A 22,227-nucleotide genomic window follows, 5' to 3' on the forward strand; every position below is an offset into this window, starting at 1 on the left:
GCCACGCTTCATCCGGCGGGGGTGAGGGGTGCTCACCCGCACGGCCCGCACGATCGGCTCAGGACCGGAGTTCTTCCGAGGTACGCGGAAGGAAGGTCGTCATGAAGGAAGTTGTCGAGATCGTCCCCGCTCGACCCGGCTGGTACGCCCGCTGGCAACTCACACCCGAGGTCACCAGGTGTTACCCGGTGAGCCTGTGGGCGCTGGTGGAGGAGGCCGACGGAACGGGCCGCGAGGTGATCGGGATGGACTGCATCGGTCAGTGGCCCGGTGCGGACGACAACGAGGCGGGTGGGCAGTTCGTCCGCTACCTGTACCAGACGCCCGATTCGGGGAAGCCCGAGGACGTCGACCCGGCCCCGATCGGCGAGCTGCGTGAGGACGGCCCCCGGCTTCAGCCGATGACGGCACCCTAGACATTCCTCCGGCCCCCGACCCCAGGTCCCAGGGTCGGGGGCCACCCCGTCCGGTGCGGGGGTGGCCGGTGGGTCAGCCGGTGGCGCGCACGTCGTCGGCGGCGTACGTCTCGGCCAGCAACTCGGTCAGGCCCGTGCGGTCCAGCATCCGCTGAAGCTGAGGGCTGACCCCGGTCAGTCGGATCGCCCCGGCGGCGCGGTGCACCACCAGCAACGCGCTGAGCCCGGAGGAGTCGCAGAGGGTGACCCCGGTCAGGTCGACCAGAACCGGGGCGTCGTCGCGGCCGCGCAGCCCGGCCGCCGCGGCGATCAGCTCCGGTGCGCTGTCGTAGTCGAGTTCGCCGGTCAGCCGGAGTCGGACGTTGCCGGCGGCGAGCCGGCTTGTCTCGATGGTCAACAGCTGATCGGGCATCCCACCATTTTCCCTGTTGAGCCACAAAACGCAAAGCGGGGGCGGTTACGCGCCCCCCGTGTCGCTCGTCCGACGCCCCGCCGTGGCGGTGCCGGCCACCAGCCGTGAGATGCCGCTTTCCGGGTTCCGGCGTAGGGTGACGGGAGAGTTTTGACCATGGACGCCGGTTCCGGCACGGGTTCGGTGAACGACAAAGGAGTGAGGCTCAGCTGGTGACTGCTTCCGACGTCAGGGACTGGGACCCGGGCGACGGACGGCTCTCCACGCCGAGCACGACACGACCCTCGGCGTGGTCCGCCGACGTTCGCCACCCCACCGCCGCCCTGCCGCCACTGGCCCCCGACCGGGGGCAGGCCACGCCCGACTGGTTCGAGGTCGTCGAACACTTCCGGGAGGGCCTGGTGGTCTGCGACGCCGATGGCGTCGTGCGGCACGTCAGCCCGGTGGCCGAGCGGTTGCTGCCCGAGGTGACTCCCGGTGAGCTGCTCGGCGCGGCATGTGTGCCCGGGTTGAGCGACGGTGTCCCCGGGAGCTTCACCCATCGCGGGCGCCGGCTCACCGCGCGCCAGGTGCCGCTCTCCGGTGACCGCTGCTGCTGGTACGTCGAGGACGTCACCGACAGCGTCAGCCGCGCCGACGCGCTGCTCGCCGAACGGGCTCGCTCGGCGTTCCTGGCCGTGGTCGGCGACAAGTTGGGCAACCCACTGCACCCGGACCGGGCTGCCGCCGCTGTCGTCCGACTCGCCGTGCCGACCCTGGCCGAGGTGGCGGTGCTGGTGCTCGCCCCGAAGGCCGGGCGCGCCCGCTGGTGGCGGGCCTCACGCACCGACGACGAGGTGCCGACCGTGGACAGCGGCGTACTGGCCGGCGGCGAGCTGCCGACCGCCATCGCCGACGGGTTGACCGGGGCCGAGCCGCACGCGGTGGACTGGTTGGTCGAGCAGGCGGTCGACGCCGGTTGGTTGCCGGGGCTGGCCGGCACCGACAGCGCCGCCCGGGTCGTTCCGCTGCCGGGCCGCGACGCGCCGGTCGGTGTGCTGCTGGTGGCCCGTCGCGCCACCCGCTGGTACGACGAGGACGACGTGGAGCTGGTCCGCGCGTTCGCGGCCCGCGCGGGCGCGGCGTTGACCACCGCGCTGCTCTACCGCGACCAGGCCGAGGTGGCCGACACCCTCCAGGCGAGCCTCCTGCCGGTCGAGCCGGTCGAGGCGACCGGTGTGCAGTGGGGCACCGCGTACCGGCCCGCGCAGGCGGGACTGCGCATCGGCGGCGACTTCTACGGCTCGCACCGGCTCCCCGACGGGGGTTCGGTGTTCTTCCTCGGCGACGTGTCGGGCAAGGGCGTCGAAGCCGCCGTCTTCACCGGCCAGCTGCGCCAGTGTCTGCAGGCGCTGCACCGGTTGGAGTCGCACCCGGCGCGGTTGCTGCGGCTGCTCAACGACGCGTTGCTGGAGACGACCCAGGCGCACGGTGAGGGCCGCTTCGCCACCATCGTGCTCGGCGTGGCCCGCCCGGAGCGCGACGGCGGCCTCACCCTCACCATGGCCGGCGGGGGGCATCTGCCACCACTGGTGCTGCGCGCCAGCGGTGAGGTGGAGACGGTGCCGTTGCGCGGCATGCTGATCGGGGTGGTGCCCGACCCCCGCGTCGGCGAGGTGACGGTGCGGCTGGCGCCGGGCGAGACCTGCCTGCTCTACAGCGACGGGGTGACCGAGGCCCGGGGCGGCCGGCGCGGGGACGAGCAGTTCGGCCCGGAGCGGCTGATCAGCGCGCTGACCGGTTGCCATCGGATGCCCGCCCCGGCCCTCGCCGAACGGGTCGAGCAGATCACCTGCGACTGGCTGGCACAGGGCGACCACGACGACATCGCCGTGCTGGCGCTGCGGGCGGCCGGCCTGGGCGGGCGCGGGACACGGCACCTGCACTCGGTGCCCGCCGGCGTCGACCACACGAGGGAACCTGACGCGTGACCGCCGCCACGGCCACCAATGACCTCTTCGAGGCGTACTCCGGATATCTGGAGCATCTCGCGGACGCCGACGAGTACGCCGCGACCGACCTGGCGATCGGTCTGCTCGACGCGGGCGTCCCGGCGGAGCGGGTGCTGCTCGACCTGGTCGCGCCCGCGCAGGCCGAGGTGGGTGAGCGGTGGGCCCGCAACGAGTGGAGCGTCGCCCAGGAGCACGCGGCCACCCACATCAGCGAGCAGGTGGTGGCGGCGGTTTCCGCGTACGCGAGACCGCAGCCGGTCAACGGCCGGGTCGTGGTCGCCTGCATGGACGGCGAGTGGCACGCGCTGCCGCCCCGGCTGGTGGCCGAGGTGCTGCGGTTACGCGGCTGGCAGGTGACCTTCCTGGGCGCCAGCGTCCCCGCGGCGCACCTCGTGTCGTACCTGCACCGCTACGACGCGCACGCGGTCGCGCTGGCGTGCGCGCTGCCAATGCGCCTGCCGTACGCCCACCGCATGATCGAGGCCTGCCGCCGCTCGGATGTCCCCGTGGTGGTGGGCGGGCGTGGGTTCGGCACGGACGGTCGGTGGGCGCGCCGGCTCGGGGTGGCCTGGGCACCGGACGCGCCCTCGGCGGCCGAGCTGATCGCCGACGAGCGGGCGCTGCGCGCGGCACCGCCGGCGCGGCTGGCCCACCTGGCCGACGACGAGTACGCCAGCCTGGTGCGCCGTCGCGGTGAGCTGATCGACAGCGCGTTGGCGGAGCTGCGGGAGCGGGTGCCGGCGGCACGGGCGTACACCGCCGCGCAGCTCGACTCGACAGTGAGCGACCTGGGCCACATCGTGGATTTCCTGGCCGCGGCGGTCTACGTCGACGACCCCTCCCTGTTCACGGAGTTCGTGGAGTGGCTGTCGGGGATTCTGGAAAGTCGTGGGGTGCCCGCCGGGGCGGTTGTCCTGCCGCTGGAGCACTACGCCGTCGCGTTGCGGGACTTTCCCCGGGCGGCGCGGGTGCTGGCGCTGGGATGCGCGGCGCTGCCCGGCACCGCTCGCTGACCGACCCGCCGGGGCATCCGGATCGATCACCGCGCTCGGCGGCGGACGGGTCAGCTCTGCGTATACTTGCCGGACTGCAAACGTCCCACCCTCGTGGTGGAGCGAGGGGGAGAACGGTGACGTTCAGCGTCAACTACGTCGAGCGCGACGGGGGTGGCGCCTGCCTGCGGCTCGTGGGCGAGCTGGACCTGAGCACCGCCCCCGAGCTGACCGCCGCGATCGAGCGGCTCAGGGCGGCGGGCGAGACCCGGGTGCTGCTCGACCTGACCGACCTCACGTTCTGCGACTCCACCGGGATGGCCGTGTTCGTCCGAGGCGACAACCAGGCGGCGGCCGACGGGGGGTGGCTGCGGCTCACCGGTGCCCACGGGCGGGTCGAGCGGGTGCTGCGGGTGACCGGCCTCGCCGACGTGTTGCGGTACGAACCGGAGTCGGTCGACCCCGCGTCCCGCAGTGCTTCGTGATGGGCTAGATTTCCCCGCCAGCATTTCCCCCGCCAACGCGGTGACCGTCAGGGTCCCGTCCCCGTCGACTCCGAGGCAGGTAGTGATGGGCGCAGACAGCCCCCAGCCGGTACGCATCCTGGTCGTCGACGACGACCCGGGTGATGTGCTGATGATCGAGGAGGCGCTGGCGGACTCCGACGTCGACAAGATCATCGACGTGGTGAGTGACGGCGAGGAGGCGATGGAGTTTCTCCGCGCCGAGGGCCGGCACGAAGATGCCCGCCGACCCGACGTGATCCTGCTGGATCTGAACATGCCGCGCATGGACGGTCGCCAGGTGCTCGGGGCGGTCAAGCAGGACGAGGATCTGCGGACCATCCCGATCGTCGTGCTGACCACCTCCAACGCCGACACCGACATCGTCGGCAGCTACACGTTGCAGGCCAACGCGTACGTCACCAAGCCGATCGACCTGGACGACTTCAACGACGTGGTGCGCCGCATCGATGAGTTCTTCGGCCGGGTCGTCGTGCTGCCCAAGCGGGTCTGAGCCTCGCGCCACCTGCGCGCATGCTGAACATTTTCCCCGAACCCCCTCGGCGCGAGCGGTCGCGGCCGAGGATCCAGGTGGGGAAGTAACAGCAGCTGCCTGGGGGGCGACAGTATGAGGTTCTCCGTCGTTGAGACCGGTTACGACCAGCGTCAGGTGGATTACTGCCTGGACGAGTTGGGGGTTCGGTTGTCCCGGCTCGCGGAGCGGGCCGAGGGCGCACCCGAGGCGGCCGGGGAATGGGACGAGATTCGTCAGGAGGCAGCCGCGCTCGGCGGCCTCCTGCGACGACTCGACCTGGGCGACGCCGCCGCCACCCGGCCCGCCGGTGACGCGGTGCGGCGCGAGGCGGCCGACTTGCTGGCCCAGGCCCGCGTCGAGCTGGACGAGGCCCGCGACGAGGCACGGCGGGTGCGGGAGCGTGCGTACGCGGAGGCCGTGCAGGCCCGACGCGACTTCGAGGCGGCGCTGGACGCTCGCCGACGGCGCGAGGTTCGGGTGGACGAGATCCTCAGCCAGGTGACCGTCGAGCAGGTGCCCGCCGACACCCCCACCGCAGCCGCCGGGGTGCCGGGCAGCCGGGTCGGGGTCGGCGGCGTGGACGAGGGTGCGCAGCCTCCGCCGGGCCGTCGCTGAGACGCGCGGGCGTCCGAGCCCGGCTCAGGAGGTGAGCGCCGCCGCGACGGTGGTCGCCCGATCCTCGTGCTGGGCGTACGCGTCCGGGTAGGCGGAGATCTGCACGGACTGGGCGGCTGCCGTGACGCTCATGTCCTGCCAGCCGGGGATCTCGTTGAGCGCGCTGTAGAAGGCCCGCGCGGCGTACGACGGGCGCATCAGCTGGGCCACCGTGCCCCAACCGCTGCTGGGCCGCTGCTGGAACAGCCCGACCGAGTCGTGGTCGGAGCCGCTGCCCTGGTTCGGGTACTCCGCCGACTCCGGCAGGACGTCGCTGGCCAGGTTGTAGAGGTTGCTCTCCTGCATGGCGGTGGACAGTGCCACCACCAGGGCGCGCCGAGGCATCTTCATCTCCAGGCCGACGTCCACGATGATCTTCGCGTTGTCCATCTGCGCCTGGTCGAGGCCGGCGACCGGCCGGGGGCGGCGGGGTTTGACCGGCTTCTTGGGCGCCTTGCGGACGGCGGTGGGGGTGGGTGTGGGCTTCGCCGTCGGGCTGGGCGGCAGGATCCGGGCGGGGGCGGCGTCGCGGTCCAGCGACCGGGAGGCGCGTTCGTCGGCGATGGCGGCGCGGTCGGCCACCGCCTCGGCGAGCGGCTCGACCGTACGGGGGGTGTCGTCGTTGCCTCGCGCGGTGGCGACCGCGACGAGGCTGAGGCAGCAGGTGACGCCGGTGGCCAGCGCCACCCGCACCGGGGTCGAGCCCAGCAGGGCCCGCCGCGGAGCTTCGGCAGCGCGGTGACGGCCGATCGTCCGTTCGGTTGAGGCGGCGTCGTCCGACGGGGTGGTCGGGCGCGCGTCGGTCAGCTTCTGGGCGGAGGGGTCGTCGGGGTGCACCTGACGAGGCTAAAGAGCTGAATGCCCGATGCCACCAGCCCGTACGGTGGCATGCGCCACAATTTGCCCTGATCATGCCGACTTCAATGGGCAAAGCGGGAGCAGAGTTGACCAACCTCGCGACTCACGCCAGACGGTTATTCCCGACTTGCCGGGTGAATCCGCTCGCCCCGCCCTTCCGCTGGCCGCATCTCCGGCCGCCGTCAGGCATCAGCCGAACAGTCGAGGCTCACCTCCACCAACCAGCCCCCGCCGACCCACCCGCTCTGCCCGATCCGCGCTGCCCGCCCAGCCCGCCCCGCCCCGGCCCCGTCCCGCAGGTCGCGCGCCAACTCGCCGCCCACACCGCCCCAGGCCCCGTACCCTGCTCGCCGATCTTGCACTTGCTGTCGCGGCACAAAGGGCACGTCCCTCATTTCGACGACCGAAAGTGCAAGATCGACGCGATGAGGCGCGCGCGTGCGCAGGATCGGCGCGGTGGGGCGGGCGGGGTGGCGGGCCGCCTGGGGCCTGGGTCAGTGGCGGCCGTTCTCCGCTGGGGTGACGGTCAGGCGGTGGCGACTGGCGTCGCTGCTGGAGAACGGCCAGAGCCGGTCGGCGTACTCGACCAGGTCGGCCAGTTGATCCCGGCTCAGCCCGGCTGAGGAGATCTCCGCGTGGACGTCGGCCCGGTACCGGCCGTCGTTGTCCCGCCCCAGCTTCGCCTCCGCCCGGACCTGCACGGTGTGCGCCTCGTCGGTGATCTCCCCGGCCACCTCCACCGCCGCGTGATGCAGGCAGGAGGCGAAGGCCGCGGCCAGTAACTGTTCCGGGGTCAGCCCGGTGCAGTGCGGCGCCAGCGGTGAGGCCAGCGCGGTGGAGAGCCCGCCATCGTCGGTGCGTACGTGACCGCCCTCGGCGGTCGCTGTGGCCTCACGCAGCCAGGAACTCTGATCCGGCATCGCGTTTCTCCCGTCGCTCACCAGGCCGGCTACCCCATCGCCGCCCGGCGAAACGCCACGGGTCGCGCCGTCAGACACCACGGGGTCGTGCCGTCAGCGCCCGGCGGGCAGGTTCGGCTCGTCCACCAGCACCACCGCCTCGGTGGCCTCCGCGGCGGCTCGTTCGGTCCACGGCGACGTCGGGGCCGGCCGGCGGGTCGTCGGGATCGTCATCGGCACGTACACCCGGGCGTCCACGGCCTCGGCCAGCAGCAGCGCGGCGACCAGGCTGGTCGGACGCTGCCCGGGGTCCTCGGCGAGGCAGGAGTGGCACAGCTCGGCGACCTCCGGTGGGAGCCCGGCGATGTCGGGCAGCGGCTCCGGTGGCTGACGGCGGCGTGCGAGGAGCAACTCGCTGGAGGTCGTCGCGCGGTAGGGCAGGCGGGCCGTCAGGCTGTAGTAGAGCAGCACGCCGAGGGCGTACATGTCGGCGGCGGGGGTGGCGGGCGCCTCGTCCAGTTGTTCGGGCGCCAGGTATGCCGGGGTGCCGAGCACCATGCCGGTCGGCATCGGGTCGGGTTCTCCGGCGGCGATGGCGATGCCGAAGTCGAGCACCTTCACCCCGGCCGGGGTGAGGATGACGTTGGCGGGCTTGACGTCCCGGTGCACGATGCCCTCGGCGTGCGCGGCGGCCAGCGCGGCGGCGACCTCCGCGCAGACCCGCACCGCGATCTGCCAGTCCAGCGGCCCGGCGCGCAGGTGCACGGCGAGCGTCTCACCCTCGGCCAGCTCCATGACGATGTAGGGCACCGGTCGGCCCGGCCACGTCGTGGAGGTGCCGAAGTCGTGCACGCTGGCCACGTTGGGGTGTTCCAGCCGGGCCGCCGACCGGGCCTCCGCCCGGATCCGGTCCACCGGGCCGTCTCGATCGTCGCGGCCGGGGGAGATGAGCTTCACCGCGACCGGCCGGTCCAGCACCTGGTCGTAGGCCCGCCACACCTCGGACATCCCGCCCACACCGATGCGCTGTTCGAGCCGGTACCGCTCGTCCAGCATCCGCATCGACCGCTCCTCGTCCTCGCCCCGCCGACGGCCGGGTTGCTCCGATCGCGGTACCCGCCCTCCGAACTGGGCAAACCGAGCCCGGTTCGGGGCACACGGGCCCCGCGCACCTCGCTGCGCCGGAGCGGTGGGTGCGGTAGCTTGCGAGCCAGAGCCGGTGTCACCGATTGTGCCGGCACGGTCACCCGAGGGGACGCCGCGATGAGCGAGGTCACCGTACGCTTCGTCGGCGGGCCCGCGGACGGCCTGGTCCGGCTGCTGCCGGCCGGGTCGGACGGCGCCCCACCCCAGCGTTGGATCATGCGGCACCCGGACGGCACGGGGCCGGTGCAGCCCGGCCCCGACCACCTCTACGAACGCGACCGGCCCGACGAGGCCGGCGGCTGGAGCATGCGGTTCGTGCGCACCGACGCGTACGGGGTGTCCGAGTGAGCACGAGGCGGGGCTGACCGATGGTGTCGCCGGCGTCGCGTCGGCCCGCTCGCACAGCCCGCGCACAGCTTCCGCAGGGGCGCGGCACAGGCGTGGCGGCCACCATGGGGCCCATGGTCATGAACGGGCAGGCCGCGCCCAGCCGGATCGAGCTGCGTCGCCCCGACGGGGAACCCGTCCGGGTGCTGGTGGTCGACGACGAACCCACGCTCACCGACCTGCTGTCGATGGCCCTGCGCTACGAGGGCTGGCAGGTCCGCACCGCTGGCAACGGCATGGCGGCGTTGAGCACCGCCCGACAGTTCCAGCCGGATGCCGTGGTGCTCGACGTGATGCTGCCCGACCTGGACGGCTTCCAGGTGCTGCGCCGGCTGCGCGAGCACGCCCCCACAGTGCCGGTGCTCTTCCTGACCGCCCGCGACGCGGTCGAGGAACGCATCGCGGGGTTGACCGTCGGCGGCGACGACTACGTCACCAAACCGTTCAGCCTGGAGGAGGTCATCGCCCGGCTGCGAGCATTGCTGCGCCGCTCCGGGCTGGCGATCGCCGCGCAGGAGGAGGCGGTGCTGACCGTGGGTGACCTCAGCCTCGACGAGGACAGCCACGAGGTCCGCCGCGCCGGCCAGCTCGTCACTCTCACCGCTACCGAGTTCGAGCTGCTGCGTTTCCTGATGCGTAACCCGCGCCGGGTGCTCAGCAAGGCGCAGATCCTCGACCGGGTGTGGAACTACGACTTCGGGGGCCAGGCCAACGTGGTGGAGCTCTACATCTCGTACCTGCGCAAGAAGATCGACGCCGGCCGGGCACCGATGATCCACACGCTGCGCGGTGCGGGTTATGTCCTCCGACCCGCCGAGTAGGCGCCGCCCACTGCGCGCCGCCCGTGGGTGGCTGGCCGGGCGCTCCCTGCGTACCCGACTGGTGTTTGCCCTGCTCGCGCTTCTCGCGTTGGTGAGCGTCGCGATCGGGGGCCTGACCACTGTGGCGCTGCGGCACTTCCTGATCGACCGGCTGGACGCCCAGTTGGCCCCCGCGACGGCCATGCGGGGCGACCGTCCGGGACGGCCGGCCTTCCCCGGTGACGGACCGGGCATCCCACTCGGACTGCCGTCCGGCGTGGTGGTCGCCGAGATCAGCGATGGCCGCGTGACCAGCGCCCGGACCCTGACCAAGAGCGTCTCCGGCGCCGACCCGTTCCCCGACGAGCAGACCGTCGCGGTGGGGGAGGTCGCGGCGCTGGCGGACCTCCCTGTCGACGCCAGACCGCGCACCGTCGACCTCGGCGATCGCGGTGACTACCGGGCCGTGGCCCGGCAGTACTGGGACGGCCGGGTACGCGTTGTCGCGATCCCCCTCTCCGGCGTCCAGGAGACCATCTGGGCACTTGTCGCCGCGCAGGCCGGGGTGGCCGCGGTCGGGCTGCTCCTCGCCGGTGTGGCGGGCGCGCTGATCGTGCGGGCGACCCTGCGACCGCTGCACCGGGTGGCCGCCACCGCCACTCGCGTCACCGAACTGCCGCTGGACCGTGGGGAGGTGGCGCTCGCTGTCCGGGTGCCAGCCGCCGACACCGACAGCCGCACCGAGGTCGGCCAGGTCGGGGCGGCGTTGAACCGGATGCTGGGCCACGTCGCCGACGCGCTCTCCGCCCGGCAGGCCAGCGAGACCCGGGTACGCCAGTTCGTCGCCGACGCCAGCCACGAACTGCGGACGCCTCTCGCGGCGATCCGCGGCTACGCCGAGGTGGCCCGCCGTGGCCGCGACGAGGTTCCCCCCGACGTGGCGCACGCGCTGCGCCGCGTGGAGTCGGAGAGCACCCGGATGACCAGCCTCGTCGACGATCTGCTGCTGCTGGCCCGCCTCGACACCGGCCGGCCGCTCGCTGTCGAACCGGTGGACCTGACCGCCCTGCTGGTGGACGCGGTCAGTGACGCGCACGTCGCCGGCCCCGAACACCGCTGGCAGCTCGAACTGCCCGACGTGGCGATCCGGGTGCCCGGCGACGCCGCCCGGCTGCACCAGGTGGTGGCGAACCTGCTCACCAACGCCCGCGTGCACACCCCACCCGGCAGCACTGTCACCACCACCCTCGCCGTCGACGCCGCCAGTGCCGTGCTCACCGTCGCGGACGACGGGCCGGGCGTGCCGGTGGAACTGCAACCGGAGATGTTCGAGCGGTTCGCCCGGGGCGACAGCTCCCGGTCCCGCGCGCACGGCAGCACCGGCCTCGGCCTGGCCATCGTCGCGGCGGTGGTGGAGGCCCACCACGGCACGGTCGAGGTGCAGAGCCGTCCAGGTCGGACAGTGTTCACCGTCCGGCTGCCGAATCCCACAGCTGACGCATAGTCTGCGCACGGGGTCGCGCCAGCCTGGCCGCCGAGGCTGGCCGCATGGACAGAACAGAGACCCTGCCGACGGCACCCACCGCACCAGAGCCGCCGACGGACGCCCGCCCCGACGAGCACTCGCCGCCGACGCGCCGCCCGCCGGCCTGGGCCCGGCCCGCGCTGGTGATCCTGCTGCTCGCCACCGGCCTGCTCTACCTGTGGGGGCTGGGCGCGTCGGGCTGGGCGAACTCGTTCTACGCGGCGGCCGTGCAGGCCGGCTCGGTGAGCTGGAAGGCCTTCCTCTACGGCTCGTCGGACGCCGCCAACTCCATCACCGTCGACAAGACACCCGCGTCGCTGTGGCTGATGGCCCTGTCCGTACGGATCTTCGGACTGAACAGCTGGGCGATGCTCGTACCGCAGGCGCTCTGCGGGGTCGCTTCGGTAGGCGTGCTCCACGCGACAGTGAAGCGCTGGTACGGGCCGGCCGCCGGTCTGATCGCGGGCGCGGTCCTCGCGGTCACCCCGGTGGCGACGCTGATGTTCCGGTTCAACAACCCGGACGCGCTGCTGGTCCTGCTGCTGGTCGCCGGGGCGTACGCCACAGTGCGCGCGCTGGAGACGGCAAGCACCCGGTGGATCGTGCTCGTCGGTGTGCTCGTCGGCTTCGGCTTCCTCACCAAGATGTTGCAGGCGTTCCTTGTGGTGCCGGTCTTCGCCGGCGTCTACCTGCTGGCCGCGCCGACCGGGCTGTGGCGGCGGGTCCGGCAGCTGCTGCTGGCAGGGCTGGCGGTGGTGGTCGCCGCCGGCTGGTGGGTGGCGCTCGTCGAGTTGGTGCCGGCGAGCGCCCGCCCGTACATCGGCGGCTCGCAGGGCAACAGCATCCTGGAGTTGACCCTCGGCTACAACGGCCTCGGCCGGATCACCGGCGAGGAGGTCGGCAGCGTCGGCGGTGGTGGCCCCCGCCCGGGCGGCGGGGGTGGCCCGTTCTCCGGGCAGAACGGCGTGCTGCGGATGTTCGGTGGCGAGATCGGTGGTCAGGTCTCCTGGCTGCTGCCGGCCGCGCTGATCCTTCTGGTCGCCGGTCTGCTGCTGGCCGGTCGGGCGGCCCGCACCGACCGCACCCGGGCCGGGCTGCTGCTCTGGGGCGGTTGGCTGCTGGTCACCGGCCTGATCTTCAGCTTCATGTCCGGGATCTTCCACGCTTACTACACGGTGGCGCTCGCACCGGCGATCGGCGCGCTCGTCGGCATCGGTGTGACGCTGCTCTGGCGGTGCCGCCGACTGCAGCCCGCGCCCGGCGACGCTGGCGGCACGCGCTGGCAGCGGTGGAGTCCGCTGGCCGCCGCGGCGACGCTCGCCGGCACCCTCGTGGTAACCGTGTGGTGGGCGTGGGTGCTGCTCGGGCGCAGCCCCGACTGGTACCCGTGGCTGCGGACGACTGTGCTCGTCGCCGGTCTGGTCGGTGCGCTGCTGCTCCTGCTCGTCGGCCGCTTGCCCCGCCGCCTGGTGCCGGTGGTGCTGGGCCTGGGCGCGGCGGCGGCCCTCGCCGGCCCGGTGGCGTACGCGGTGCAGACCGCCGCGACCCCCCACACCGGGTCGATCCCGAGCGCCGGCCCGTTCGTGGCGGGCGGATTCGGCCGGGGCGGCTTCCCCGGCGGGCGACCGCCCGGCGGCATGGAACTGCCGCCCGGCGGCCAACTCCCCGGCGGCGGCCAGTTCCCGGGCGGCTTCCCGGGCGGCGGTCAGTTACCCGGCGGCCAGAACGGCGGCGGCCAGAACGGTGGCGGCCAGAACGGTGGCGGCCAGAACGGCGGTGGCCAGAACGGCGGCCGCAATGGCGGTCAGGGGCCCGCCTTCCCGGGCGGTGATCGTAACGGCGCACCCGGTTTCCCGGGCGGCGGCCAAGGCCCCGGCGGGCAGGGGCGCTCGGCCGGTGGGGGCATGGGCGGGCTGCTCGACGCCCGTGAGCCCAGCGCCGCACTGCGCGAGCTGCTGGAGCGCGACAGCGCGGACTACACGTGGGTGGCCGCGACCATCGGCTCGAACAACGCGTCCGGTTACCAGCTCGCCACCGGTGAACCGGTGATGGCGATCGGCGGGTTCAACGGCAGTGACCCGTCACCGACGCTGGCGCAGTTTCAGCGTTACGTGGCCGACGGGAAGGTCCACTACTTCGTCGGTGGCGGTGGCTTCCGGGCCAACGGCGGCAGCGCGGCCTCCCAGGAGATCGCCGCCTGGGTCGCGGAGACGTTCACCGCGCAGACCGTCGACGGGGTCACCCTCTACGACCTCAGCGCCGCCGCGGGGGCGTCGTGACGATGCTTGGCGGACCACGGCCCGCCATCCAGGCCCGACCCACCGCCGCCGTGCTGGACGTGGTCATCCCGGTGCACAACGAGGAGGTCGACCTCGGGCCGTGCGTACGACGACTGCACGCCCACCTGAGCGCACACTTCCCGTACCCGTTCCAGATCACTGTCGCCGACAACGCAAGCGTCGACGACACCCTGAAGGTGGCCGACGGCCTGGCCGCTGAACTGCCCGGCGTCGAGGTGCTGCACCTGGACGCCAAGGGGCGGGGGCGGGCGCTGTCGGCCGCCTGGTCGGCGTCGTCAGCACCGGTGCTGGCGTACATGGACGTGGACCTCTCGACCGACCTGGCGGCGCTGTTGCCACTTGTCGCGCCGCTCATCTCCGGCCACTCCGACCTGGCGATCGGCACCCGCCTGGCGCGTACCTCCCGGGTGGTGCGTGGCACCAAACGGGAGGTGATCTCCCGGGCCTACAACCTGCTGCTGCGCGGTGCGTTGGCGGCGCGGTTCTCCGACGCGCAGTGCGGGTTCAAGGCGATCCGGGCCGACGTGGCCACGGAACTGCTGCCGGTGGTGCGTGACACCGGCTGGTTCTTCGACACGGAGCTGCTGGTGCTGGCCCAGCGGGCGGGGCTGCGCATCCACGAGGTGCCGGTGGACTGGGTCGACGACCCGGACAGCCGCGTGGACATCGTCGCCACCGCCCTGGCCGACCTGCGCGGCGTGGGTCGGCTGGGCCGGGCGCTGCTGACCGGGACGCTGCCTCTGGCCGACCTGCGCGCGCAGCTCGGCCGGGCACCGCTGACCGCGCCACGTGCCCAGCCGCTGGCCGGGCCGGGTGGGACGCCGCTGACCGGGCCGGGTGCCCGGCCAGGAACGGCGCTGCCAGGACAGGTGCCGGTCGGGCTGCCCCGGCAGCTGGTCCGGTTCGCGGCGGTCGGGGCGGCGAGCACGCTCGCGTACCTGCTGCTGTTCGTGGCCACCCGGGGAATGCTCGGCGCGCAACCGGCGAACCTCCTGGCGCTGTTGCTCACCGCGGTGGCGAACACGGCAGCGAACCGGCGGCTGACGTTCGGCATCAGCGGACGCCGGCACGCAGCCCGGCATCACGCGCAGGGGTTGCTCGCCTTCGCGCTCGGTCTGGCGTTGACAAGCGGCGCGTTGGCAGTGCTGCACCTCGTCTCTGCCGTACCGGCCCGGCCGGTCGAACTGGCCGTGCTGGTGGCCGCGAACCTGGCCGCCACCGTGCTGCGCTTCGTGCTGCTGCGCCTCGGCATGCACCACCGCCGTACCTGAGTCACCGGCCGGTCAGTCGACCAGCATCTCGGTGAGGACCTCGACGACGCGTCGGGTGTGCCGCCCGTCGGGGTCCTCATCGGTGTTCAGGTCGGTCACGCTCATCCCGAGCAGCCGGTCGGCGCGGGCCAACGGCGTGACCAGCGCGATCAGATCCGCCCAGCGCGGGCCGTCCGGTTCGGGGTAGGTCACCGCGGGCAGGTCGCGCGGGTCCACCACGTCCAGGTCGAGGTGCAGCCAGGCCGGTCCGTCGCCGTCGGTGGCCAGGCTCGCGCCGACCGTCGCCGCGCCCCGGCGCAGCAGCTCGGCGGCGTTGATCTGGTGGATCGCCGGGTCGATCCGGGCCGCCTCGACCCGGCTGCTCTCGTCGGTGGCGGGGCGGTGCCCGAGCAGGTGGACGCGGCCGGGCTCGATCAGCGCGCCGGCGGGGCCGACGGCGACCGGGCCGTGACCGGTGACCACCGAGAGGTCCATGTCGGCGGCCTCACCGGTCGGTGAGGTCGTGCCGTCGAGGAAGTCCGGGTGGGCGTCGACGAACCACAGGTCGGTCGCCGGGGGCAGTGCCCGGCAGATGCCGGGCAGGATCGCGCAGTCGCCGCCGAGCACCAGTGGTCGGTGGCCGTCCGCGATCAGCGCGCCGATCCGCGCGGCGATGGCGCCGCCGGCCCGGACCAGGCCCGCCGCGCCGATCACCCCGCTGACCGGGTCGCGGTTCGGGTCGCGCAACCGCGCCTCGTCGATCTGCCCGTCGTCGTCGGCGGCCAGGGCCTCGCGCAGGCCGGCGCGGCGCAGCGCGGCCGGGGCCCGCTCCTCGCCGCGCCCGCCTCCGGAGGAGTCCAGCGGCGCGTCCACGATCATCCACGGCACGTCCGCAGCGTACCGGCGCGGTCGGCTGTCCCGGCCGCATTCGGTGGTGCGGCTGGGAGTACGCCGATGTGCCCGCGACGGCGACGACGAGCGGCGTACGGTGAGGGACAAGTCCGGCTTTCTGGGTCAAAAGCCTCATCGGTGTACGCCCAGGACGCCGGTGTCGAGGCGGCGAGGGCAAGGAGCGATCGGTGGAACATCTGGCCTACCTGGACGCGGGATCCGGCAGCCTGATCGTGCAGGCGGTCGTCGGTGGGGTGGCGGGCGCCGCGGTCGCCGCGAAACTCTACTGGCGACGGCTGGTCGACCGGTTCCGCCGGCAACCCACCGACCAGCGCTGAGCGGACCAGCTCCGACGATGGCGATCTCACCCACCGAGGTACGGCCCGAGCCGGCCTCCTTCCGCGATCCCGCCAACCGGGTCTTCCACGTCGGCGACGAGGTGCTGCGCGGGCTGGATCCCCAGGCCGCCGAGCACTGGCGGGCACTGACCGGCAGCACGTTCTTCCCGGCGCTCGTCGCCGCGCGCAAGGTCTGCGCCACCGAGGACGCACCGCCCACCCTGGTGCAGGCCGCTGGCGGAACACCGTGGGCGGCTGTGCTTCGCCACGAGCGCATCCCGTTCGTCTCCCACCCGTACGAGTGGTCGTTCAGCATGCTGCGCGACGCCGCCCTGCTGCACCTGGAGATCCTGACCGCCGCGCTCGGCGAGGGTTTCACCACCAAGGACGGCTCGGCCTACAACCTCCAGTGGCGCGGCGCCGAACCCGTCTTCATCGACATCGGCTCCTTCGAGCCGGTCCGCGACGGCGAACCGTGGGCCGGCTACCGGCAGTTCTGCCAGACAGTGCTCTACCCGCTGCTGCTCACCGCCCACCTGGGCGTCGACTTCCAACCGTGGCTGCGCGCGCGGGTCGACGGCATCGAGGCCGACGAGCTACGGCCGCTGTTCAACGGGACCCGCCGGCTGCGCCCCGGCGTGCTGACCCACCTGCACCTGCACGGGGCAATGCAGCAACGCAACGCCGCCGCCAGCACCACCGAGGTACGCGACCAACTGCGGGCCGCCGGCTTCTCCCGGGAGCTGCTGCTCGCCACCGTCCGCGGTATCGAGAAACTGGTCCGCAAGCTGGACCGCCGTCCGCCCGAGAGCCACTGGTCGGACTACCAACGCACCTGCGGCTACTCGGCCCGCGACCGGGTGGCGAAGGAGCAGTTCGTGGCCGTCGCGGTGGCCGCCGGCACCCGCCCCCGGCTGGTGCTCGACCTCGGCGCCAACGACGGCCGGTACTCCCGGTTGGCGGCCGGGCACGCCGACTACGTGGTCGCCGTCGAGCAGGACCCCACCGTCGTCGACGAGCTGTACCGACAGCTGCGCTCCGAGGGGCAGCGCCGCATCCTGCCGCTGGTACTGGATCTGGCCGACCCCTCGCCCGGTGGCGGCTGGCGGGGCGTCGAGCGGGCCGGCTTCGCCGAGCGGGCGTCCGCCGACGTGGTGCTCGCCCTGGCCGTGGTGCACCACCTGGCGATCGGGCGCAACGTGCCGCTGCCGGAGGTCATCGACTGGCTGGCCGGGCTGACCGCGCCGGGCGGCGCGGTGGTGGTGGAGTTCGTCCACCCGGAGGACCCGCTGGCGACCCGGCTGCTGGCCAACAAGCCCGCCGGTCTCTTCCCGGACTACCGACGCGACACCTTCGAGGCGCTGCTCGCCGCCCGAGGACGGATCACCGACCGGCTGGAACTGCCCTCGGGCACCCGCACGCTCTACCGAACGGTGATCGGTGGCTGAACCGGTCGCCGCCGCCCCGTCGACAGCGGCCGACCCGCCGCCGGCCGCCGTGCGGTGGGACCGGGGCTGGCGCGCTGAACTGGGGCGGCTGCTGGAGATCGTCGCCCTGGTCGGTCTCGTGGTCACCCAACCGCTGCTGGACGTGCTCGGCCGCAGCCCCGACTTCTTCCTCTTCCACCGCGCCGACCCGGCCCAGATCCTGCTGCTGCTCGCCCTGGTGACGGTGCTGCCCACGGCCGCTGTGGCGCTGCTCGGCACCCTCAGCCGACTGGCCGGCCGGACCGCCCGCGCCGTCACCCACACCGGGATGGTCGGGCTGCTGGTCGCCGCCCTCGCCGTGCAGGTGGGCCGACACGTCACGCCACTTCGGGGCGTACCCCTGCTGCTGGTGGCCGTGCTGGCCGGAGCCGCCGGCGCGGCCGCTCACCGGCGGTGGCGGGCGCCGGGCCGGGTGCTGCGACTGGCCGCCGCCGGCCCGGTGGCCTTCGTGGCGCTCTTCCTGCTCGCCTCGCCGACCTCGGCGGTGGTCCTGCCGCGCGGCGACGGCGGCGCGGCAGGCACCGCGCAGGGCTCGGCCGTGCACCCGCCGGTGGTCATGCTGATCCTCGACGAGCTGCCACTGGTCAGCCTGCTCGGCGCGGACGGGAAGATCGACGCCGGGCGGTACCCGCACTTCGCCGAGCTGGCCGGCGGCTCCACCTGGTACCGCAACTCGACAGGGGTCAGCGGGTGGACGCCCAACGCGCTGCCGGCGATGCTCACCGGCCGCTACCCGGCCAAGCCGGTCGCCCCGCACTACTCGCAGTACCCGGACAACATCTTCACCGCCTTCGGCGGCCTGTACGACATCCGCGCCGAGGAGAGCATCACCAGGCTCTGCCCACCCAGTCGCTGCGAGCAGCCGGTAACCCCGGAGCAGGGGCTCGGGGTGCTGGTCCGGGAGACCGGCAAGCTGCTCGGCCGGGTCGCCGGGCCCACGGAGAGCACTGTCGACCCGGAAGACTCCTACCGTGAGCAGACCCGCGCCGAGGCCGGCCTGGACGCCGCCGAACCGGTGCCGGCCGACCCGAAGTTCCGCTGGGACAGCCTGGACGACAACCAACCGGCCCGGTTCACCAGCTTCCTGGCCGGGTTGAAGCCGACCACCCGGCCCACCCTGCACTTCCTGCACCTGCTGATGCCCCACTCACCGTGGGCGTACCTGCCGTCCGGGGCGCGCTACGACGCCCCCGAGGACCTGCCCAACGACGGCGCCGGCTGGGTCGACCTGGCCCGGGCGCGGCACCTCGCCCAGCTCGGCTACACCGACCGGCTGATCGGCGAGACGCTGCGGACGCTGCGCGCCAACGGCCTCTACGACCAGGCCCTCGTCGTGGTGACCGCCGACCACGGGGTCAGCTTCCGCCCCGGCGCGCAGGGCCGCGGCATGGACGCCATCAAGGCCGCCGCCGGCGAGGTCGCCTGGGTGCCGACGTTCGTCAAGGAACCCCGGCAGCAGACCGGTCGGGTGGACGACCGCAACTGGGAACACGTCGACCTGCTGCCGACCGTGGCCGACGAGGCCGGCATCCGGCTGCCCTGGGCTGTCGACGGCCGCTCCGCCCGGCAGGCCCCCCGCACCGACGGTACGAAACACTTCTACGACCGCCCAGGCGAACCGGTCACCTTCCCCGGTGGCGTGCCCGCCCCACCGCCCCTGCCGACACCCCACCCCCTGGTCGGCACCGAGGTACGGGCCGGCCCCGCCGCCGGCAGCGCCCGGGTCGCCGACCTGGCGGCGTTCACCGCCACCGACCCGGACACCGGCACCCTCCCGGCACTGGTCTGGGGCGACGTCCCGGACCGGATCCCCGACGGCACCCTCCTCGCCGTCGCCGTCAACGGCCGCATCGGGGCCGTCGTCCCGGTGGTGCCGGCCGACCCCGGCGGACGCCGGTTCGCCGCGCTGCTCGCCGACGACAAGTTGTTCCACGCCGGCACCAACCAGCTCGACGTCTTCCAGGTCGCGACGGACGGTACGCTGCGACGCCTCACCCTCTCCTGACCTGGCTTCCGGGCCCGGTCCGTCCTGGTTCCCGGGGTTGGTCCGGCCCGTGCTTCCGGGTTCGGGCCGGTCCGGTCCCGTCTGGCGGGATACCGGGTTTCCCGGCCGCCCGGTCGGGAATCGGGTGACGCATACCTCACCGCCGAACCACGGCGGGCGTTGTCCCCAGAGCCGCAATTACGGTAGAAGCGAAGGCAATTCAACGTAGATCTGCCGGCGAAGCGAGGAACCACATGACGGAAGTCAAGCTCGATCACCCCGGTGGGCAGCTGTCGATGCCGGTGCATCCTGCGGTCGAGGGCCCCGCCGGTGTCGGGGTGAGCAAGCTGCTGAAGGAAACCGGGATGACGACGTACGACCCCGGTTTCGTCAACACCGCCGCTGCCTCATCCGCGATCACCTACATCGACGGCGACGCGGGCATCCTGCGTTACCGGGGATACCCGATCGAGCAGTTGGCCGAGAAGTCCTCCTTCCTGGAGGTCTCCTACCTGCTCATCTACGGTGAGCTGCCGACCGAGCAGCAGCTGACCGAGTTCACCGAGTGGATTCGGCGGCACTCGCTGCTGCACGAGGAGATGCGCCGCTTCTTCGACGGCTTCCCCCGGGACGCCCACCCGATGGCGGTGCTCTCGTCCGCGGTGAGCGCCCTGTCCACCTTCTACCAGGACAGCCTGGACCCGTTCGACTCCGAGCACGTGGAGATCTCCACGGTCCGGCTGATGGCGAAGGTCCCCACCATCGCGTCGTACGCGTACAAGAAGTCCATCGGTCAGCCGCTGCTGTACCCGGACAACTCGCTGGGGTACGTGGACAACCTGCTGCGGATGACGTTCGGCGTGCCGGCGGAGCCGTACGAGGTCGACCCGGTGATGTCGAAGGTGCTGGACATGCTCTTCGTCCTGCACGCCGACCACGAGCAGAACTGCTCCACGTCGACCGTCCGCCTGGTCGGTTCCAGCAACGCCAACCTGTTCGCCTCGGTCTCGGCCGGCGTGAACGCGCTGTTCGGCCCCCTGCACGGTGGCGCCAACCAGGCGGTGCTGGAGATGCTCCAGCAGATCCACGCCGGTGACGGCGACGTCCGGTCCTTCGTCCGCAAGGTCAAGGACAAGCAGGACGGCGTCAAGCTGATGGGCTTCGGCCACCGGGTCTACAAGAACTACGACCCGCGGGCGGCGATCGTCAAGAAGGCCGCGCAGGACGTGCTGGGCCGGATGGCCAAGCCCGACCCGCTGCTGGACATCGCCATGGAGCTGGAGGAGATCGCCCTCGCCGACGACTTCTTCGTCTCCCGTCGGCTCTACCCGAACGTGGACTTCTACACCGGCCTGATCTACAAGGCCATGGGCTTCCCGACCAAGATGTTCACGGTGCTCTTCGCGCTCGGCCGGCTCCCCGGCTGGATCGCCCAGTGGCGCGAGATGATCAACGACCCGGAGACCAAGATCGGCCGTCCGCGGCAGGTCTACGTCGGCTCCGCCGAGCGGGACTACGTCCCCTTCAACGAGCGCTGATCCCGCTCCTCGCTTCACCAGCAGGCCGTCGACCCCACGGGGTCGGCGGCCTGCCGCGTTTCCGCGCTGCGCTGCCCCGTCCCGGCCCGGCCCGTCCCGTCCCGTCCCGTCCCGGCCCGGCATGATCGACTCGGGTTCCTGCAAGGCGCGGTGTCCCTCGTGCCGGGATGCCCCGATTTCCAGGAAGCCGAGTCGATCAACGGGCCGGGCCGGGCCGATCAACGGGCCAATCCGGACCGAGACCGGGCCGGGCCCAGGCCGAGCCGGGCCAGCAGGGTCAGCGCAGGCCGGCGGCGGCGAGCAGGTTGCCCTCGGGGAGTGCCGGGAGGGCGCGACCCTGCGACATCCGCTGCTCGGCGCGCTCGGCGGTGAACACGGCGTCGTGGTGGATGGCGGCGGCGTAGCTGGCGGCGGTGCGCTGGGCGATCGCGGCCCACCCGTACTGGTCGCGGACCGTCCGGCGGGCGTTGCGGGCCATGACGCGGGCGCGGTCGGGGTCCGACAGGAGCGCGTCCACGGCGTCGGTGAGGCTGTCCGGATCGTGCGGGCGGAAGGTCATCCCGGTGACGCCCGGCTCGACGATCTCGCCGAGGCCACCGGTGGCGGCGACGGCCAGGGGAGCGCCGGCCGCGGCGCCCTCCAGGGCCACCATGCCGAACGGCTCGTAGATGCTCGGAACGGCGAAGCAGTCGGACGCGGCCATCAGCGCCGGCAGGTCGGTGCCGCCCAGGAAGCCCGGCATGGTGACCATGCCGCCCAGGCCGCGGCGGTGCACCTCGGCCTCCAACTCGGCGCGGTACGGGCCGTCGCCGGCGATCACGGCACGCAGGCCGGGGTGCCGCTCGCGCAGTCGGGGGAGCGCCGCGATCAGGTGTTGGACGCCCTTCTCGTACACGAGGCGGCCGGCGAAGGTGACGAGCGGGCCGTCCCCGGCGAAGCGGGCGCGGGCGGCGGCCACGGCACGGGCGGGCACCTGCCAGCGGTGCGGCTCCACGCCGTTGGCGACCACGTCGACCCGTCCGGCCGGTACGCCGAACAGCGCGTTGACCTCGTCACGCATGTACCCGGAGCAGACGATCACCCGGTTGGACTCGCTGCTGAGCCACTGCTCGACGCCGTGGATGGTGCGGTTCATCTCCTCCGGGAGCCAGCCCTGGTGCCGGCCGGCCTCGGTGGCGTGGATGGTGCTGACCAGCGGGATGTCCAGGTGGTCGCGCAACGTCATCGCGGTGTGCGCGACGAGCCAGTCGTGGGCGTGGATGACGTCGTAGGCGCCGGCCTGGGTGGCGCGCAGGGCGGTGCGGGTGAGGGTGTGGTTGAA

21 protein-coding genes are annotated in these 22,227 nt (G+C 73.0%); 15 read left to right on the plus strand and 6 right to left on the minus strand.

The annotated features are described in order from the left end of the window. The first annotated feature begins 101 nt into the window (after nucleotides 1-101). Entirely contained in the window at nucleotides 102-416 is a 315-nt protein-coding gene (locus tag AB0B68_RS30455) for a hypothetical protein (RefSeq protein ID WP_357203884.1), read from the plus strand. A 73-nt stretch (nucleotides 417-489) separates the two neighbouring features. On the opposite strand, the gene AB0B68_RS30460 is transcribed toward AB0B68_RS30455, so the two are convergent. After that, on the minus strand, nucleotides 490-828 hold the full coding sequence (locus AB0B68_RS30460; protein WP_357264338.1) for an STAS domain-containing protein: 339 nt from the start codon (nucleotides 826-828) through the stop codon (nucleotides 490-492). A gap of 212 nt (nucleotides 829-1,040) precedes the next feature. Between AB0B68_RS30460 and AB0B68_RS30465 the strand changes: the two genes are divergently transcribed. The 5 genes from AB0B68_RS30465 (at nucleotide 1,041) to AB0B68_RS30485 (ending at nucleotide 5,464) form a co-directional block, all read left to right on the plus strand. Further along, on the plus strand, nucleotides 1,041-2,798 hold the full coding sequence (locus AB0B68_RS30465) for a PP2C family protein-serine/threonine phosphatase (RefSeq protein WP_357264341.1): 1,758 nt from the start codon (nucleotides 1,041-1,043) through the stop codon (nucleotides 2,796-2,798). Further along, entirely contained in the window at nucleotides 2,795-3,832 is a 1,038-nt protein-coding gene (locus tag AB0B68_RS30470) for a cobalamin-dependent protein (RefSeq protein ID WP_357264344.1), read from the plus strand. The genes AB0B68_RS30465 and AB0B68_RS30470 overlap by 4 nt, the downstream gene beginning before the upstream one ends. A gap of 116 nt (nucleotides 3,833-3,948) precedes the next feature. Next, entirely contained in the window at nucleotides 3,949-4,296 is a 348-nt protein-coding gene (locus tag AB0B68_RS30475; RefSeq protein WP_357203892.1) for an STAS domain-containing protein, read from the plus strand. 85 nt (nucleotides 4,297-4,381) lie between these two features. Beyond that, entirely contained in the window at nucleotides 4,382-4,828 is a 447-nt protein-coding gene (locus AB0B68_RS30480; RefSeq protein ID WP_355009026.1) for a response regulator, read from the plus strand. Nucleotides 4,829-4,942: 114 nt separating this feature from the next. Continuing rightward, nucleotides 4,943-5,464, plus strand: a complete 522-nt coding sequence (locus tag AB0B68_RS30485) for an ATPase (protein ID WP_357264347.1) — start codon at nucleotides 4,943-4,945, stop codon at nucleotides 5,462-5,464. A gap of 24 nt (nucleotides 5,465-5,488) precedes the next feature. Here the strand turns inward: AB0B68_RS30485 and AB0B68_RS30490 are convergent, their stop codons facing one another. From AB0B68_RS30490 to AB0B68_RS30500, 3 genes are all read right to left on the minus strand, one after another. Continuing rightward, the gene (locus AB0B68_RS30490) at nucleotides 5,489-6,340 is read right to left on the minus strand and encodes a hypothetical protein (RefSeq protein ID WP_357203895.1); all 852 of its coding nucleotides are present in this window, start codon (nucleotides 6,338-6,340) and stop codon (nucleotides 5,489-5,491) included. Nucleotides 6,341-6,855: 515 nt separating this feature from the next. Then, on the minus strand, nucleotides 6,856-7,281 hold the full coding sequence (locus AB0B68_RS30495) for an OsmC family protein (RefSeq protein WP_124819422.1): 426 nt from the start codon (nucleotides 7,279-7,281) through the stop codon (nucleotides 6,856-6,858). 93 nt (nucleotides 7,282-7,374) lie between these two features. Then, complete coding sequence (locus AB0B68_RS30500) at nucleotides 7,375-8,322, minus strand: serine/threonine-protein kinase (protein ID WP_357203897.1); 948 nt, start codon at nucleotides 8,320-8,322, stop codon at nucleotides 7,375-7,377. 201 nt (nucleotides 8,323-8,523) lie between these two features. On the opposite strand from AB0B68_RS30500, the gene AB0B68_RS30505 reads away from it, so the two are divergent. The 5 genes from AB0B68_RS30505 to AB0B68_RS30525 all read left to right on the plus strand — a co-directional run bounded on the left by AB0B68_RS30505 (nucleotide 8,524) and on the right by AB0B68_RS30525 (nucleotide 14,689). After that, the gene (locus AB0B68_RS30505) at nucleotides 8,524-8,754 is read left to right on the plus strand and encodes a hypothetical protein (RefSeq protein ID WP_091408172.1); all 231 of its coding nucleotides are present in this window, start codon (nucleotides 8,524-8,526) and stop codon (nucleotides 8,752-8,754) included. Between the two features lie 113 nt (nucleotides 8,755-8,867). After that, complete coding sequence (locus tag AB0B68_RS30510; RefSeq protein ID WP_357203899.1) at nucleotides 8,868-9,614, plus strand: response regulator transcription factor; 747 nt, start codon at nucleotides 8,868-8,870, stop codon at nucleotides 9,612-9,614. Then, nucleotides 9,592-11,097 carry a HAMP domain-containing sensor histidine kinase gene (locus AB0B68_RS30515; RefSeq protein ID WP_357264351.1) on the plus strand — a complete coding sequence of 502 codons (1,506 nt, stop codon included), beginning with the start codon at nucleotides 9,592-9,594 and terminating at the stop codon, nucleotides 11,095-11,097. Before AB0B68_RS30510 ends, AB0B68_RS30515 begins: the two co-directional genes overlap by 23 nt. A 44-nt stretch (nucleotides 11,098-11,141) precedes the next feature. Next, nucleotides 11,142-13,397: a glycosyltransferase family 39 protein gene (locus AB0B68_RS30520; protein ID WP_357264354.1), complete on the plus strand. Its 2,256-nt coding sequence runs from the start codon at nucleotides 11,142-11,144 to the stop codon at nucleotides 13,395-13,397. A gap of 2 nt (nucleotides 13,398-13,399) precedes the next feature. Next, nucleotides 13,400-14,689, plus strand: a complete 1,290-nt coding sequence (locus tag AB0B68_RS30525) for a dolichyl-phosphate beta-glucosyltransferase (protein ID WP_357264363.1) — start codon at nucleotides 13,400-13,402, stop codon at nucleotides 14,687-14,689. Between the two features lie 12 nt (nucleotides 14,690-14,701). Here AB0B68_RS30525 and AB0B68_RS30530 read toward each other — a convergent pair whose 3' ends face one another. Further along, nucleotides 14,702-15,547 carry an arginase family protein gene (locus tag AB0B68_RS30530; protein WP_357264366.1) on the minus strand — a complete coding sequence of 282 codons (846 nt, stop codon included), beginning with the start codon at nucleotides 15,545-15,547 and terminating at the stop codon, nucleotides 14,702-14,704. Between the two features lie 200 nt (nucleotides 15,548-15,747). Between AB0B68_RS30530 and AB0B68_RS30535 the strand changes: the two genes are divergently transcribed. The 4 genes from AB0B68_RS30535 (at nucleotide 15,748) to AB0B68_RS30550 (ending at nucleotide 20,906) form a co-directional block, all read left to right on the plus strand. Continuing rightward, nucleotides 15,748-15,897 carry a hypothetical protein gene (locus AB0B68_RS30535; RefSeq protein WP_165947858.1) on the plus strand — a complete coding sequence of 50 codons (150 nt, stop codon included), beginning with the start codon at nucleotides 15,748-15,750 and terminating at the stop codon, nucleotides 15,895-15,897. A gap of 17 nt (nucleotides 15,898-15,914) precedes the next feature. Then, nucleotides 15,915-17,345 carry a methyltransferase domain-containing protein gene (locus AB0B68_RS30540; RefSeq protein WP_357264357.1) on the plus strand — a complete coding sequence of 477 codons (1,431 nt, stop codon included), beginning with the start codon at nucleotides 15,915-15,917 and terminating at the stop codon, nucleotides 17,343-17,345. A gap of 49 nt (nucleotides 17,346-17,394) precedes the next feature. Next, the gene (locus tag AB0B68_RS30545) at nucleotides 17,395-19,389 is read left to right on the plus strand and encodes a sulfatase-like hydrolase/transferase (RefSeq protein ID WP_357264369.1); all 1,995 of its coding nucleotides are present in this window, start codon (nucleotides 17,395-17,397) and stop codon (nucleotides 19,387-19,389) included. 233 nt (nucleotides 19,390-19,622) lie between these two features. Then, on the plus strand, nucleotides 19,623-20,906 hold the full coding sequence (locus tag AB0B68_RS30550) for a citrate synthase (protein ID WP_355009019.1): 1,284 nt from the start codon (nucleotides 19,623-19,625) through the stop codon (nucleotides 20,904-20,906). 277 nt (nucleotides 20,907-21,183) lie between these two features. Here AB0B68_RS30550 and AB0B68_RS30555 read toward each other — a convergent pair. Beyond that, nucleotides 21,184-22,227: glycosyltransferase family 4 protein (locus AB0B68_RS30555; RefSeq protein WP_357264360.1), on the minus strand; the 1,044-nt coding region annotated here is incomplete at its 5' end.

This window comes from Micromonospora sp. NPDC049049, from assembly GCF_040649115.1.
Taxonomy (GTDB): Bacteria; Actinomycetota; Actinomycetes; order Mycobacteriales; family Micromonosporaceae; genus Micromonospora.

What these genes read in the sequence shown, in the direction of transcription:
- AB0B68_RS30485 (WP_357264347.1), top strand. Translation starts at nt 4,943, where the DNA reads ATGAGGTTCTCCGTCGTTGAGACCGGTTACGACCAGCGTCAGGTGGAT.
- AB0B68_RS30505 (WP_091408172.1), top strand. Translation starts at nt 8,524, where the DNA reads ATGAGCGAGGTCACCGTACGCTTCGTCGGCGGGCCCGCGGACGGCCTG.
- AB0B68_RS30495 (WP_124819422.1), bottom strand. Translation starts at nt 7,281, where the DNA reads ATGCCGGATCAGAGTTCCTGGCTGCGTGAGGCCACAGCGACCGCCGAG.
- AB0B68_RS30500 (WP_357203897.1), bottom strand. Translation starts at nt 8,322, where the DNA reads ATGCGGATGCTGGACGAGCGGTACCGGCTCGAACAGCGCATCGGTGTG.
- AB0B68_RS30525 (WP_357264363.1), top strand. Translation starts at nt 13,400, where the DNA reads ATGCTTGGCGGACCACGGCCCGCCATCCAGGCCCGACCCACCGCCGCC.
- AB0B68_RS30520 (WP_357264354.1), top strand. Translation starts at nt 11,142, where the DNA reads ATGGACAGAACAGAGACCCTGCCGACGGCACCCACCGCACCAGAGCCG.
- AB0B68_RS30510 (WP_357203899.1), top strand. Translation starts at nt 8,868, where the DNA reads ATGGTCATGAACGGGCAGGCCGCGCCCAGCCGGATCGAGCTGCGTCGC.
- AB0B68_RS30460 (WP_357264338.1), bottom strand. Translation starts at nt 828, where the DNA reads ATGCCCGATCAGCTGTTGACCATCGAGACAAGCCGGCTCGCCGCCGGC.
- AB0B68_RS30480 (WP_355009026.1), top strand. Translation starts at nt 4,382, where the DNA reads ATGGGCGCAGACAGCCCCCAGCCGGTACGCATCCTGGTCGTCGACGAC.
- AB0B68_RS30515 (WP_357264351.1), top strand. Translation starts at nt 9,592, where the DNA reads ATGTCCTCCGACCCGCCGAGTAGGCGCCGCCCACTGCGCGCCGCCCGT.
- AB0B68_RS30550 (WP_355009019.1), top strand. Translation starts at nt 19,623, where the DNA reads ATGACGGAAGTCAAGCTCGATCACCCCGGTGGGCAGCTGTCGATGCCG.
- AB0B68_RS30540 (WP_357264357.1), top strand. Translation starts at nt 15,915, where the DNA reads ATGGCGATCTCACCCACCGAGGTACGGCCCGAGCCGGCCTCCTTCCGC.
- AB0B68_RS30455 (WP_357203884.1), top strand. Translation starts at nt 102, where the DNA reads ATGAAGGAAGTTGTCGAGATCGTCCCCGCTCGACCCGGCTGGTACGCC.
- AB0B68_RS30530 (WP_357264366.1), bottom strand. Translation starts at nt 15,547, where the DNA reads ATGATCGTGGACGCGCCGCTGGACTCCTCCGGAGGCGGGCGCGGCGAG.